12 protein-coding genes are annotated in these 13106 nt (G+C 61.9%); 6 read left to right on the top strand and 6 right to left on the bottom strand.

Translation table 11 applies throughout. From position 1 onward, the window contains the following. Window positions 1-2: 2 nt before the first annotated feature. The 3 genes from PX554_RS24960 to PX554_RS24950 all read right to left on the bottom strand — a co-directional run bounded on the left by PX554_RS24960 (window position 3) and on the right by PX554_RS24950 (window position 4552). A complete protein-coding gene (locus tag PX554_RS24960) occupies window positions 3-2201 on the bottom strand; it encodes a strawberry notch-like NTP hydrolase domain-containing protein (protein ID WP_275504839.1) in 2199 nt (732 codons plus the stop codon). A gap of 77 nt (window positions 2202-2278) precedes the next feature. Then, on the bottom strand, window positions 2279-3133 hold the full coding sequence (locus tag PX554_RS24955) for a DUF7146 domain-containing protein (RefSeq protein WP_275504838.1): 855 nt from the start codon (window positions 3131-3133) through the stop codon (window positions 2279-2281). A 114-nt stretch (window positions 3134-3247) separates the two neighbouring features. Continuing rightward, window positions 3248-4552 carry a replication protein RepA gene (locus tag PX554_RS24950; protein WP_275504837.1) on the bottom strand — a complete coding sequence of 435 codons (1305 nt, stop codon included), beginning with the start codon at window positions 4550-4552 and terminating at the stop codon, window positions 3248-3250. 548 nt (window positions 4553-5100) lie between these two features. Here PX554_RS24950 and PX554_RS24945 point away from each other — a divergent pair. Then, the gene (locus PX554_RS24945; RefSeq protein WP_275504836.1) at window positions 5101-6303 is read left to right on the top strand and encodes an AAA family ATPase; all 1203 of its coding nucleotides are present in this window, start codon (window positions 5101-5103) and stop codon (window positions 6301-6303) included. Between the two features lie 188 nt (window positions 6304-6491). After that, complete coding sequence (locus PX554_RS24940; protein WP_275504835.1) at window positions 6492-7475, top strand: ParB/RepB/Spo0J family partition protein; 984 nt, start codon at window positions 6492-6494, stop codon at window positions 7473-7475. Between the two features lie 32 nt (window positions 7476-7507). Here the strand turns inward: PX554_RS24940 and PX554_RS24935 are convergent, their stop codons facing one another. Both PX554_RS24935 and PX554_RS24930 read right to left on the bottom strand, forming a co-directional pair. Beyond that, entirely contained in the window at window positions 7508-8392 is an 885-nt protein-coding gene (locus tag PX554_RS24935) for a DUF4238 domain-containing protein (protein WP_275504834.1), read from the bottom strand. 3 nt (window positions 8393-8395) lie between these two features. Next, window positions 8396-9325, bottom strand: coding sequence for a hypothetical protein (locus PX554_RS24930; protein ID WP_275504833.1), 930 nt, complete (start codon window positions 9323-9325; stop codon window positions 8396-8398). Between the two features lie 267 nt (window positions 9326-9592). Between PX554_RS24930 and PX554_RS24925 the strand changes: the two genes are divergently transcribed. Beyond that, window positions 9593-10723 carry a tyrosine-type recombinase/integrase gene (locus tag PX554_RS24925; protein ID WP_420833483.1) on the top strand — a complete coding sequence of 377 codons (1131 nt, stop codon included), beginning with the start codon at window positions 9593-9595 and terminating at the stop codon, window positions 10721-10723. A gap of 226 nt (window positions 10724-10949) precedes the next feature. Here PX554_RS24925 and PX554_RS24920 read toward each other — a convergent pair whose 3' ends face one another. After that, window positions 10950-11741, bottom strand: coding sequence for a DUF4396 domain-containing protein (locus PX554_RS24920; protein ID WP_275504832.1), 792 nt, complete (start codon window positions 11739-11741; stop codon window positions 10950-10952). Window positions 11742-11822: 81 nt separating this feature from the next. On the opposite strand from PX554_RS24920, the gene PX554_RS24915 reads away from it, so the two are divergent. From PX554_RS24915 to PX554_RS24905, 3 genes are read left to right on the top strand one after another with little or no spacing between them, the layout of a single operon-like run. After that, a complete protein-coding gene (locus PX554_RS24915; RefSeq protein ID WP_275504831.1) occupies window positions 11823-12101 on the top strand; it encodes a hypothetical protein in 279 nt (92 codons plus the stop codon). Beyond that, a complete protein-coding gene (locus tag PX554_RS24910) occupies window positions 12098-12538 on the top strand; it encodes a periplasmic heavy metal sensor (protein ID WP_275504830.1) in 441 nt (146 codons plus the stop codon). The genes PX554_RS24915 and PX554_RS24910 overlap by 4 nt, the downstream gene beginning before the upstream one ends. Beyond that, a complete protein-coding gene (locus PX554_RS24905; RefSeq protein WP_275504829.1) occupies window positions 12535-13101 on the top strand; it encodes an RNA polymerase sigma factor in 567 nt (188 codons plus the stop codon). Before PX554_RS24910 ends, PX554_RS24905 begins: the two co-directional genes overlap by 4 nt. Window positions 13102-13106 lie beyond the last annotated feature (5 nt).

Below are 13106 nucleotides of genomic sequence, written 5' to 3'. Positions count from 1 at the left end.
GACTACGCCGCGCTCCTCCGCATTACCGCTTCCTCGCGATAAGCGATCTTATGCGCAGCTCGCCATAAGATCTCCCAGGCGTCGGCATAGGTGTCGTAAATCTCGATCTGGGCCGGAGTCAGCTCGTGCTTGAGGATGTCATACTCGACGCCGGCGAAGCTCAGCGCGCGGGCCATGTAGAGGCCAGTCGCCTTGAGGTCGCGAGCGACAAGCTCCATTGCAGCGATGCCACCCTTGCGGATGCTGCTGATGAACTGCTCGCGGTCGGCAAAGGCGGTCTCCGGACCCCACAGGCCGAGGCGAACGGCGTAAGCGAGATTGTTGATGTCTGAGGCACCCGTCGCCGAGGCGTAAAGCACGCGCGCACTGGGTAGGTAGTTCTGGAGTAGCACGCCGCAAATGCCCTGCTGCGATCCCTCCTTCGCGCCGAGAGCGCCCTCCCCGCCTGCGACACCGCCCATCTCATGGGCCTCGTCGAATGCGATGACGCCCTGATAGTCGGCACCCGCCCAATCGGTGATCTGCTTTAGCCGGCTGTGATCGCCGCGCAGGGATCGCAGCGTGGGATAGGTGACGAGCAAGACGCCCTGATCGAGTTTGATCGGTTCATCGATCTTCCAATTGGAGATGGGCTGGATGTCACCACTGAGGCCACCCAGCGCGGTCCAGTCCCGGCGGGCATCTTCGAGCAGCGGCGCGTTCTTGGTCACCCAGATGTTGCGCCGACGCCCTTGCAGCCAGTTATCCAGGATACAGGCAGCGATCTGGCGGCCCTTGCCGGCGCCGGTGCCATCGCCGAGGAAGAAGCCCTTGCGATAAGCGTCACCATCTTCGGCGAGGGTGAGACCGACGCCCTCCTTGTTGGGTTTGAAGCGGCCGGGGATAGTCTGGGACCAGGCGTGCCCTGCATAGACCACGGTCTCGAGCTGCGATGCCGAGAGCAGCCGCTCGGCAACGGTGCGCTCGGGCAGGCGAGGCACGTAATCAGGAATCGGCGCTGGGATTGACCCCATCGCGACCGATTCAACGAGCGCTGTTGGATGTTCGCCGGCCTTGTCGAAGACGATACGGCTTGGCCGGTAAGGGAGATAGACGCCGGTCTGATCGAGGAGCGGTGCCGGCGTGTCGAGCTTGGCATAGTCTACGGGCAAGACATCGTTGCGAGCGGGCGCGTGATAAGGGCGCGGCTCTGGCCGACTGCTTTTGACCGCTCGGAACATCGAGACGCCACTGGAGCGCTTTGGGATCGGAGCCGGCAGGTCGGCGCGCGCAGGTGCTCGTTCGTGGATTCTCAGCGCTTCGAGCAGCTCGGTGACCGAAGAGCGTTGGATGATTGCCGGCGGTGTCTTGCCCGGCAGCTTGTCGATCACGAACAAGCGAACCGCGATTGATGTGCCATGCTTCAGATAGCATTTCTCGAGCCGGATCGCTGTCCTGACGGTGACATCGCGCAGCACGGTCTCGTACTGATCGCGCATCCTGGCACTCGGTCCGAACCAGTCGGGCATGATTGCGACGAGACGGCCGCCAGGCCGCAAGCGCCGCAGTGCGGCCTGCAGGTGGCGCACCGCGGCATAGTCGTCCACCCCTCTGCCCAGTGAGCGCGAGAAAGGCGGATTCATAACGATTAGCGTCGGGCGCTCGGCATTACTGAGGGAGGAGTTGAGGGTGGCGCCGTCGTGGCCGGTGACGTTCGAGTCCGGGAAGACATCGGCGAGGCGCCCGCGGCGCACAGGGTCAAGCTCATTGAGGTGCAGCGCCCGGTGCGCGCCGAGATGAGCGACGAGCAAGCCATTGCCAGCGCTCGGTTCCAGGATGACGTCGTCAGGTTGGACGTTGGCGAGCAGAACCGCAACGGCGCCGATGTCGACCGGGGTCGAGAACTGCTGCCACTCGATCTGGTCTTCGCTGCGGACGGTCTGGGTCGGCAGGCGGGTCGCCAAGTCGATGATCGGGCGGACATCGTTGAACGAATTGAGGGCCCGGTCCGAAGCGCGGATGTGCAGGGCAAGGGCGTGCTCGAGGACTTCGAAGCTTTCGCGCTGGGTCCACCGGCCTTCCGCATCGGATCCGCCATAGGCAGTGACCATCGCATCGTTGAGATGGCGACGCGTGATCGTCTGTCCCGAGTTCAGTCGTGGAAGGAGCTGGCGCGCGGCTTCGCGATCGGCACGATTGGCCGCGTGGAACAGGTCGGTCATCTTGGGGTCTCCTGCGTAGCTGCACCCTCGGCAGCATCACGCTCTCGACCCCCCTCCCCTTTTCCGGTGCGGGACGCCTAGCTCCGGCCCCGCTGAGCCTCAGCGTCCAGGGCCTTGGCCCAATCCTTGAATTTCAGTGGGGGCGGAAAGCGGCGGATCGCGAGGCCAGGTCGGGTATAATGCTCTTCGGCCTGAGCAGCAGCGCGCCTTCCCTCGGCATCATTGTCTTCGGCAATGAGCAAGGTGGTGACGCTTGCCGGGATGATGAGTTGGTCCAGTCGCCGGGCTCCGAGTGACGCCCAACAGGGGATATCGTTCAGACGCGTGAATGCGTCAGCGGTCTCGAACCCTTCGGCGATCGCCAGGGTCGAGCCCCCTTCCCTACCCCGCCAAGCGCCCGACATCGGCGTGCCGAGCATGACCTTGCGAACATAGTCAGCACTTTCGGCATCGAGGAAGATTCGCTGGATCGCGACGAGCTTCCTGATTTCGCGCACCGCGATGAGCAGCGCGGGCAAAAATACCGTCTTCGGCTTTGGGAGATACGGGCAGCGCGGATGGAAGCGAATGTCAGGCGGAGGTGGCAGGAGATTGCGGCGCGCAAGATAGCGCTCGGCAAGCGTGCCCCGGACGTCGATCGCTTGATCCCAGATTCTCTGGACATTTGCAGCGCGTGGAGGGTTCGCCGGGTCGGGCGGCGTATAATGCTGGCCAGGGCGAACGCGACGAAGCTCGCGGAGCACATCGTCCCGGGAGCATCCGGCGAAACAGGTGACGAGGATGCCCCGGTCGCCTTGGCGGATCGATAGGCTCGGATCGCTGTCGGCGTGCGCAGGGCAACGGCACATCGCGACATAGCCGCTCCAGGTGCCGCCAAGGGCTCCGACGATATCGACAAGCTCCTGTGAGGGACGTTTGGCTGTAAGCGGCATAGTTCTACCTCCTGCTTACAAGCTCGGTCCCCCCTTCCCTCTTTTCCTTGGTCCGATCATCGAGGACAGACTCCCCCGGCGCCGCGCTCGCGCGAACGGCTCGGAGATCATCGGTCACTCGTCAGGCCGGTTCGCTCGGCGCTCGGCGTAACTGATGACGAAAGCTTCCCAGACGCGCAGCCACTCGGTGTCGGTGCGGTCTTTGGTGAAATTCGGGCATCCCTTGCGGAAAGCAGCCGCCATATCGTCGACAGCCCAGGGTTTTCCCTTGGTCAGCCCGATCTGGCGAAACACTGCCTCGCGCGCGCCGTAAGCCAATGAGCCGGTTGGAAACGCCAGGAGCGGTTCTGCATCTTTCGAAAGGGCGGTCGTCACGTCGCGACGCACTTTGACCGATGATCTCGGTGCCGTTTCCGGTGCTGCTGGCCCAATCAGTCGAAGGTGGGGCCCGACGAGCTTGCGCTCCATCGGCGCGGGCGAAGGGTGCAAAACCACTTTCCGGCCTGAGAGATCGACGTTCGCATTCGGATAGACGGCCGAGACGATCTGCATCGTCTCGCGGACTGTCTGGCGGAAACGCTTGCTGTCGGCCTCGTTGCCCAAGTGCTTGGCGAGTTGGTCCCAGGAAATGACCTGTCCCTTGTCCGAGCCGATGCGCGGCAGCCGGTAGGCAAGGTAGGTGTAAAGGTCGAGCGCCGTCGGCGTGCCCTTGAGCTCGCGGATAGCGATCTCGTTCAATGGGACGGCGTGATCAATAAGGTGGCTGTAAAACGCCTCCGACATTCGGATTTCGCGCGCAAATGAACCGTTCTTGTCGAGCGAACCTGCATATTCGTTCGAGATTTTAACATCGCGAACAGCGAAGGCGTTGTCATCAGTCTCGGTCCCATCCCACCGAATCTGCCATTCGCAGGCCAGCAGCCGATCAACCTGCTCGCGCATGAGATTGGCAGTGCCACGGGGGCCGTAAGAGACCGTCTGATAGCCCAGTCGCCGCATCCACTCGGTGAAGTTCCTGCCGAGATAGACGTCGCGCGATTGTTTCATAACCGCTTGCGACAAGAGATAGATCAGTGCGACGCGGGGGTAAGCACCGTACGGCACGCCAAGACTTCGCATGACCGACTTGCCGTCGACATTTTGGAGGACAGGTCTTGGGTTGATCGCGAGCGCGTATTTGCCGTCTTCGCGCACGATCGGCTGTGTGTCGTCCTTCGGTCGCTTGGTCGGCAGCGACATCGCACATAGCGCGGAATGGAGGAATGCCGGGACCGGTTCTTCGTCTTGGACTCGGAGAAAGGCGTCGAGGGTGAGCTGGGTGCCGGCGGTCGTGGCGAGTTTGCGCACGCCTTCTTCGCCGCCGTTGAGCATGGCTAGTGCGTATTGGTGCCCGAGCGGCCTATGCTGATCCCCATTCATGGTCTGCCCTTCCCCCCGAATCTGCCGGGGGCTATGATGGGCATGTCTCAACAGGTTTGGAGAGCGAAATCAACCCTGTTGGCAGTTTGGGAGGGAAAATGGCCTCCAGACCTGCAAAAACACCGATGATGTCGGTGCCGTTTTATCCGCCTGACCACCCTTCCCTCTTCAAATTCGAAAAATCAAAGCGATTCGCGAATCGGTTTTTCTTAGGTTGATTCTAGTAATAGGTATGCGCTCTGACATCATCGGTCAGCTCGCACCGAGATCATCGTTTTGATGCACCGAGATCATCGGAAGGTACCGAGATCATCGGTAGTTATCCACAGGCGGCAGTTCTGGTCGGCGATTCGGTCTGACAACTGGCGATCGAACCAGTTTGGCTCCGAGATCATCGGTCGAGATGGTCTGCGCGTTGGCCCGATAACTTGCCAGAGGGCAAATGGCTCGGAGATCATCGGTCATGTTGTAAGTCTGATGGCCATTTTGTTGCTCAAAACTGCCAACGCGGCTATTGTGGGTCACCAAACCCACAGAAGCGGAATCCGATGGCCACTGACGCAACCCTAACTCAACCGGATGACCTGATCGAGGGTGGTCTGGATGTCCTTCACAGGAAAGCGCTGACGATCCTCAAACGCATCCGCGATAGTGCGGTTGATCCCGAGACCGGCCAAAAGCGCGGTCCTACCTTTCCGATCTCGAAGGCTGCCTCCCTGGTTGGTCGAACGGCCTCGGCAGTCCGCGAAGCAGAGCGCGACGGCCGCCTGCCGGAGCGGGAACGGACGGGATCTGGCCACCGCCTTCAATATACGCTGGAAGAGCTCGATCACATGCGCGAGGTGTTCGGCACGCGACCTTGGCGCGAGCCGACGGACATGCCGGCCATCATCTCGGTCTGCAATTTCAAGGGCGGCGTCGGTAAGTCGACGATCGCGCTGCATCTTGCTCAGCATTTCGCGATCCATGGCTACCGCGTCCTCTTCATTGACTGCGACAGCCAGGCGTCGTCGACGATGATGTTCGGCTATCGACCCGATGTCGATCTCGAGGAAGAGGACACGCTCTATGGGCACTTCCATAATCCAGAGTTGCTCGGCGTACGGAAGATCATCCGCAAGACGCACTTCCATAATCTGGACCTGATTCCGTCGAACCTGAGGCTCTACAATCTGGAATATGAGATCGCCGGTTACATGGCGAAGAACCAGAACATGGAGATCATCGACCTCATTGCCGAAGCGATCGACACGGTGGTCGAGGATTACGATATCGTGATCATGGATCCGCCGCCAGCGCTCGGCATGGTGTCGATGGCGGTTCTCCAGGCCGCCAACTGCATGGTGATCCCGGTGCCGCCAAGCCTGGTGGACTTCGCATCGACCGTTTCCTTCATCGACATGACGCGCACTACGATGAAGCAGCTCGAGACGATCGCAGGCCGCGGTCGCCCGGCATATAACTTCATCAGGCTGGTCGGCAGCCGCGTTGATGAAAGCAAGTCGATGCACCGTGAGGTGCTCTCGATGATGCGGCAGGTATTCGGTGGTTCTATGACGCAGTCGGTGATGGTGACTAGCGCTGAAATCGACAATGCTAGCTCGCGCATGAAGACGGTGTTCGAACTCGAAAAACCGGTCACATCGCATGAGGTTTACAATCGCTGCATGAGGCATCTGAACGACGTTTGTAAGGACATCGAGCAGGATGTCTTGCGTACCTGGGCGAGCAGGGCAGGGGGCAAGGTTTGAGGGCAGTTGCCACGTGGCAACTAAGGAATAAAAGATCGTAGAAACAATAGATTGAGCGAAAATATTATGCAAAGCCGTCAGTCGAAATTACCCCATCGGAAGGTGCCCAGTGCAGATGAGTTGCCACGTGGCAACTCGGGCTTCTCGAGAGGGTCTAAGGCGGCCAAAAGTGAAGAAGGAAAGGGCCGATGAGCAAGGGAAATAAGGGCTTCGGCTCGCAATTCACGGAAGGTCTCGACGATGAGGAAAACCTCGACAAGTCGAACCCCGCTGAAGGTATCATGGCGAGCCGCAGCCAAACGCTGGCGCGCATCGCCACGGGCAAGTCCGTGGCTGATCGGACCGAGTGGGTAGACCCCGCGAAATGCCGGCCCTGGCGGATGCACAACCGCGATCTCGATCATCTGTCGGAAGAAAGCTGCCGCGATCTGATCGACTCATTCTTGTCTGCCAAGAAACAGCGGATCCCAGCGATCGTCCGCCGGCTGAAGGATGACCCCGAGTTCGATTACGAGATCATCGCGGGCGTCCGGCGCTGGTGGACCGTGAAGTGGCTGCGCGCTCACCATCATCCCGAGTACGAGTATCTGGTGACGATCCAGAGCGTCACAGATGAGGAAGCGTTCCGAGTTTCGGACGTCGAGAACCGCTCGCGCAAAGACATATCGGATTGGGAGCGCGCTAAGGAATATACGATCGCGTTGGCCGAATTCTACGAAGGGTCGCAGTCACAGATGGCCGACCATCTGAACCTGTCAAAATCCTGGCTGAGTCGATTGCTGGATGTCGCGCGACTGCCAGAAGAGCTGGTCGCTGCGTTCTCTGACACGCATGACATCACGGTTCGCGTGGCTCGCGACATCAAGCCGCTTGCTGGCGATGCCAAGATGCTCGCCAAGATGCGGGAGGAAGCTGAGCGGATCGAGGAGGAGCGCACTAAGAGCGGCTTGAAGATTAGCGGGCCCGAAGTTGCCAAGCGTCTGGTAAAGGCGACGGTTCAACCTGCGGCGAAGGGGGCGGCCGAGACGGAGCTTACCGGTAAGGGCGGCAAAGTGATCCTGCGATACACCAAGGCGAGGGGAGGGGGCCTCACCATCAAAGTGCCCCCCAAGGCGGACGCAACCCCCGCCGAATTGCTCAAGGCAATCGAAGGCGTCTTGGCGCAACGGTAGCCATTCGACGGCCATTGTGCCGAACGGTATCCTCAGGTGGTTGAGTTGTACTTTTCAGCGATGCTGCCGATTATGGAGTGTCTCATGCGGCCGCCAAAATGCTGACGGATAAAATCGCCCGCGTCCCGGGTCTTCGCTCCGACGAAGTTCTGCGCGTGACCGACGGTAGAGCGGTTCTGCCTTAGGATGAGTTCCCGTTCCGGAAGCGCTGCGATGCGATTGGCTAGCGAGCGAGATCCGGCGGCGACGAAGAGCTTGTTCGGCGCAATCGGGAGCGTGACATATGAGGAGCGATCGCCGAGCCAGGCGAAACTGGTGGGGACGTCGAGCGGCCAATCGGACACCCAGAATTCTCGCCGGTTTGTGGTCGTGACCACGCGCCAGTCCATGTTGATGAATGAGCGTCCGCGCTCTGCATCGTCGATGACAGTCCTCAAGATTTCCATCTGTAGGGCGCTGACGGCTTCGGGCGGCAGGTCGACAGGCTGGTCGAGGCCAAGAATGGCTTTGCCACCCTCGGGGCTGACCAGGGCGCCCACTGCCTCTTTTAGTCCGCGCATGTCGAGCGGCGTTCGAAACCAGAGCGACATGACGAAGCGGGCCCAATCCGAGCACTGGGCATCGCTAAGCTCTTTGATTTGCCCCTCTAGCAGCAGCGTGTGAACCTTCGCCGCTGCATCGTCGACGACCTGCATGAACAGCGTCTCCATTTGCTGGGCATGCTCAGGCGGGAAGCCGATAGTTTTGTAGAGGTCGTCTTCGAAACACACGCTCTTGGGAGAGGCTGGCTTGCATTCGATCTCGCCGATGCGATTGCGCCAGTAGCGCAGCAGCATATCTCCGTCCTTCCATGCCTTCAGCAGAAATTCCGGAACGAAATGGTGGCGCGATGGTGGATTCTGCGGCCTGGACTGCATGAGCTAGACTATCATTCGCTCGCCTGCCGACGCCAAGAGCTTTCGGGCGCCTTGCGGGGTGACGTTGAGGAGCGTTGCGACGGCGCGCGGCTGCAAACCAGGATAGCTCATGAGCAGGCGCGAGAGGAGAGGAGCCTTGCTTCGCTTGGTGACATCGGACGAGCGGGCAGCCGCGATCGAGCGCTCGATCCGGTCGAGATCGAGCAAGGCCGAATCGACCGCTTTGTGGAGAGCGGTCATCATGGTCTCGGCAAGCGACGCTGGTGAGGGCGGCAGGAACTTAGGTAGCAGGATAAGCGAGGGTATGACCCTCGTCGTAAGGCGTGCCTGCTGGAGCAGGCGGGGCACGGTCGTGGCGATGAGCCAGTTGCGATCACGCGCGCGCGGTGGCAAATCCCAGGATCGACCGTCGATCGTTACCACCTCATAGCCAGCCTCTTGTCCGGTCTCGGTTAAGGCCGACAGTTCGAAAACCCGTTTGGCGATCCCGAACAAGCCAGGCGGGCTGAGCGGGGCATCGGCCGCCTCACGGATGGTCCGCCACATGGGCCCGAAATGGGCCAGGTCATCTCGGCCGTAGGCCTCTGCCTCGATGCGATCATCCAGTACGGAGCGCAGCACGTTAAGCGTGGCGCGCAGGACAGGGTCGCGGGTATCTTCATCGCGGCTGATGGCGAGGTGGAAGACCGCCGCAACTGAGATAGGGTCGTTGAGACCCTCAGGGGCGCGGGGAGGGGGGCTTCTACCCGCAATCCAGTCCTGGAGGGACCGAACGTCAATCGGGACGCCGGCGAGGCCCGCCAGCGCCACGGCGCCCTCGAGCCGCGATCGGGCGAGGAAAATATCCGCGCATGTGCTACTGTGCAGCCGGCCATCGAGGCGACCGAGCAGCAACATCGTGTCATCGAAATGGCCGATCCGAGCGTGTTTCATGCGGCATCGATATCGCACGGCGAGAAACCAAAGTCAGCAGTTGGTTTCTCTCCCTGATCTTGTTCAAATATGGACATGCGATAATTGCACTTATCACATAAGCGTGATTGACGCCTTTTTATAAGTTGGGGTACAGCAATCAGCATGGAGGCCAGCAAACCAGAAGGGCATACAGGACCTGAAACCGGCGAGTTTGATGCCACGGAGAATGTGACCGTCGCTTTGACGCCCGCGGCGATGCCCGAGCTTGCGTGGACCGTTACCCAGATGCGCGCTGAAGGACGCATAGTGATCAACGCCGATCTGATTGCCGCCTATCAGGCGGCCAGTTCGCCCCATTCAATCCGGGCGCTGAAATCGGACCTCGAGGCATTCGACCTTTGGTGCCGGCGCATGAAGCGGGTTGCGTTGCCGGCCACACCCGAGATCGTCGCCGACTATCTCGACGCGCGGGCAGGGCAGGGGGCAAAGCCGGCCTCGCTCGGCCGCTACAAGGCGTCGATCGCCAAGATCCATCAGCTGCTAGATCTCGGGGATCCTACCCAGGCTGATCTCGTGAAGCTGCGGCTGCGCGCGATCCGGCGCGAGAAGGGCACGGCGCAGGCCCAGGCACGCCCGTTGCGCTTCAAGGGGCCAGTGCGAGATGTGGAGCGCGACAGTCCGCGCGGGCTCAACGTGCGGGCATTGCTGGAAGCCTGCGCGGACGATCTGCCAGGTCTGCGTGACCGGGCGCTGTTGTCGGTGGCCTATGACACGGGGCTGCGCGCATCAGAGCTCGTGGCGATCAGGGTCGAGGACATTCTTGAGGCGCTAGATCCGGAGGCGCGCCTCCTCGCCATTGCGCGCAGCAAGGGTGATCAGGAAGGCGAGGGGGCCACAGCCTATCTGTCGCCTCGGTCTGTGCGGGCCATTGCGGCGTGGAGAGAGGCTGCAAGCATTGACGAAGGGCCGTTGTTCAGGCGGGTGCAGGTGCGCCGTTATAAGGCGCGGGCAGCTGTGAAGGGCCGGTCGATCGACAGTATCTCGGGCCGGGAGACCTGGGATCTGCGCAAAACGCTGCCCAAGCCCGCAGTGAAGGCGCGGGTCGAATATGACATCGGTGCTGCGGCGCTACATCCGGGATCGATCGGGCCGATCTGGCGAGCCATCATTCAGCGCGCGTTCGATCGCGGGGCGTTGGGCGACCTGACCGCTGATGATCTAGATCGCCTGCTTAAGGGAATAAGCGCTCATTCGACGCGGGTAGGTCTTAATCAGGACCTGTTCGTCGCGGGCGAAGATCTGGCCGGGATCATGGACGCACTGCGCTGGAAGAGTCCCCGCATGCCGCTCGCCTATAATCGCAATCTTGCTGCCGAAGCAGGAGCCGTGGGTCGTCTTGCGCGCAAGCTTGAATGACTTGGCCTGGGACAGTGCTGCCGTTCCAAATTGATAGATCGGATGGCAGCTCCTGTCTGGAGCCGACATACATCGTTTGCCTGACTGGCATCACAGATCGGCAGAAAGTGGGCCGTTTTCGGACTGACCGGTTTTGAGTGTGGAACGTCGGAAATGGTCATTCAGCTCAAGCTGATGTCAAGTTGCTTAAATACGTTGGTGAGCGGGCGAAGAGATTGGAATGTGATTACATCTTCTCTTTCAAACCCACCCGGATCAACCACCAATTGACCGGATAGCTGGTCGCGAAGCCGCCGAGCATCGCGAGCTGCATGGCGAACCAGAATTCGGGACTGGCGACCCGAGCGATGCCGCCGAAAGCGTGGCTGAACCAGCCGAACTGGATCAGCGCCATTCCCCCGTACATGCCGACCTGCCACGCGCTGATCGAGAGGATGTCGGCCTTCAGCGCGGCGACGATGCCTTCGCCGACCGAGAGATCGCGCATCGGCTTGATCGTGAAATACTGGAAGACGATGCCCAGTCCGAAGGCGAGAATGAAGTCAGGGATCCATACGGCGAAGGTCTTCTCGGCGAACAGGCTGTGCCAGCCGAACCAGACCGCGATCGTCGGCACGGCAAACGTCAGCCATTCGGCGATGATGTCGCCAAGCGTGCAGCCTGCGCCGCAATGGCTCGATCCCTTCAGCACCATTGCCGCGAACGGCGGCTTGGCCTGATCTTGCCCCGCCGCCGGGGCGCGTCCCCAAGCGTAATAGGCCGCCAGCCACAGCAGGCTGCCGAACAGGGCGGTGGCCGGCCAGACGATCGCCATGATCCACATCTTCTGCGGTCGTCGCATCTCGTCGAGCGCGATAACGATGGCGCACGCAAACCCGAGCCCCAGCGACAGGGTCGCCAGCGTATGCAGCCAGGCCGGGAAAGCGCCGAAATCCATCATCTGTTCTTTCGTTCGAGAGATTTGCGTCACGCGTAAGGCGTCAAGCGCGCGTTCGATCATGATAAAATACGCAGCCACGCTTATGATCCCTCGGAAATATCTGGCGAGGGGTCGCGCGAACTCGCGCGTATTGATGCATGTGAGCAGGAGTAGATGATGATGGCCGATCTCGATCAGTTGCTGGACGCGCTCGCGCATGCCGAGCCGCCCCCCCGATTGGAGCGGCTCGGCGCGGACGTCATCGCGGAGGCTCATGTCCTCGCCGATCGCGATCGGCGGGCGCCGCCGCGTCTCGCGATCGCCGCGGCGATCGGGGCTGCGGTGATGGGGGTCGCCGGCGCCGGCCTGCCCGCTGCCACTCCCGCAGCGGCAAGCCTCGCGCCGCTTGGCGGAGCGTCGTCGCTCGCACCGTCGACGCTGTTGCTCGGCGACCAATGACGCGGGCGCGCTGGACGTGGGCGATCGTGCTTGCCGCCTTCGTCGCGGCGGTGGCCGGCGTGTTCGTCGGCCGCGCGTTGATCACGCCGCGGCCGACGCCGAGTGCCGAACTGCATGAGGTGCTTCACCGCCAGCTCCATCTCGATGCCGGCCAGCAGGCCAGGCTCGAGGTGCTCGAACGGCGCTTCGCGCTGCGGCGCAGCGCGATCGAGCTCGAGATGCGTGCCGACAATACCCGGCTCGCCGCCGCGATTGAGGCCGAGCACGGCGACGGGCCGCAGGTCAATGCCGCGGTCGATGCTTCGCACCAGGCGATGGGCGAGCTGCAGAAGGCGACGCTCGCGCACATCTTCGCGATGCGGCAGATCCTACGCCCCGATCAGGCCAAGGCGTTTGACCGCGCGGTGGTGAAGGCATTGACCGCCAATCCGCAGTGACGACGGAGACGCCGACCGACGACGGCGCGCTTGCCGCCCGGTCGCTGGCCGGCGACGACGCCGCGTTCGCCGAGATCATGCGTCGGCATCGCGGCGCGATCTACCGGCTCGCGCTCGGTATTACCGGCAATCCCGACGCGGCGCTCGACCTGACGCAGGACAGCTTCGTGGCCGCTTATCGCAATCTCGCGCGCTACGATTCGGCGCGTCCGTTCAGGCCGTGGCTCACGACGATCGCGCTCAACCGCTGCCGCGACTGGCGCCGCCGGCAGCGCGTGCGCCGCCTGCTTTCCTTCGCATCCGATCCGCAGGTCGCGATCGATGCGGCGGCAGACGACGCTCCCGATGCGGAACGCCAGATTGCGGGTCGCACCGAAATCGCGGCGCTTTCTCGACATATCGCGCAACTGCCTGCGAGGCTCCGCGAGGTGCTGCTGCTGCGCACGGTGGAAGGACTGAGCCAGGCAGAGACCGCCGAGGCGCTGGGCATCACGATCAAGGCGGTCGAGACCCGGCTGGCACGCGCGCGGGCCGCGCTTGCGGAAAGACTTGGGCGGGTTTGAGGGAT

The organism is Sphingomonas pollutisoli, assembly GCF_029167165.1.
Classification (GTDB): domain Bacteria; phylum Pseudomonadota; class Alphaproteobacteria; order Sphingomonadales; family Sphingomonadaceae; genus Sphingomonas; species Sphingomonas pollutisoli.
The sequence above is the reverse complement of the archived record's forward strand: the minus strand, read 5'-3'. Positions and strand labels throughout refer to the sequence as shown.

Bases quoted from the DNA above. Each gene is read 5' to 3' on its own strand.
- PX554_RS24935 (WP_275504834.1), bottom strand. From the start codon at position 8,392: ATGCAGTCCAGGCCGCAGAATCCACCATCGCGCCACCATTTCGTTCCG.
- PX554_RS24950 (WP_275504837.1), bottom strand. From the start codon at position 4,552: ATGAATGGGGATCAGCATAGGCCGCTCGGGCACCAATACGCACTAGCC.
- PX554_RS24955 (WP_275504838.1), bottom strand. From the start codon at position 3,133: ATGCCGCTTACAGCCAAACGTCCCTCACAGGAGCTTGTCGATATCGTC.
- PX554_RS24945 (WP_275504836.1), top strand. From the start codon at position 5,101: ATGGCCACTGACGCAACCCTAACTCAACCGGATGACCTGATCGAGGGT.
- PX554_RS24960 (WP_275504839.1), bottom strand. From the start codon at position 2,201: ATGACCGACCTGTTCCACGCGGCCAATCGTGCCGATCGCGAAGCCGCG.
- PX554_RS24940 (WP_275504835.1), top strand. From the start codon at position 6,492: ATGAGCAAGGGAAATAAGGGCTTCGGCTCGCAATTCACGGAAGGTCTC.
- PX554_RS24915 (WP_275504831.1), top strand. From the start codon at position 11,823: ATGGCCGATCTCGATCAGTTGCTGGACGCGCTCGCGCATGCCGAGCCG.
- PX554_RS24925 (WP_420833483.1), top strand. From the start codon at position 9,593: ATGCGCGCTGAAGGACGCATAGTGATCAACGCCGATCTGATTGCCGCC.
- PX554_RS24930 (WP_275504833.1), bottom strand. From the start codon at position 9,325: ATGAAACACGCTCGGATCGGCCATTTCGATGACACGATGTTGCTGCTC.
- PX554_RS24910 (WP_275504830.1), top strand. From the start codon at position 12,098: ATGACGCGGGCGCGCTGGACGTGGGCGATCGTGCTTGCCGCCTTCGTC.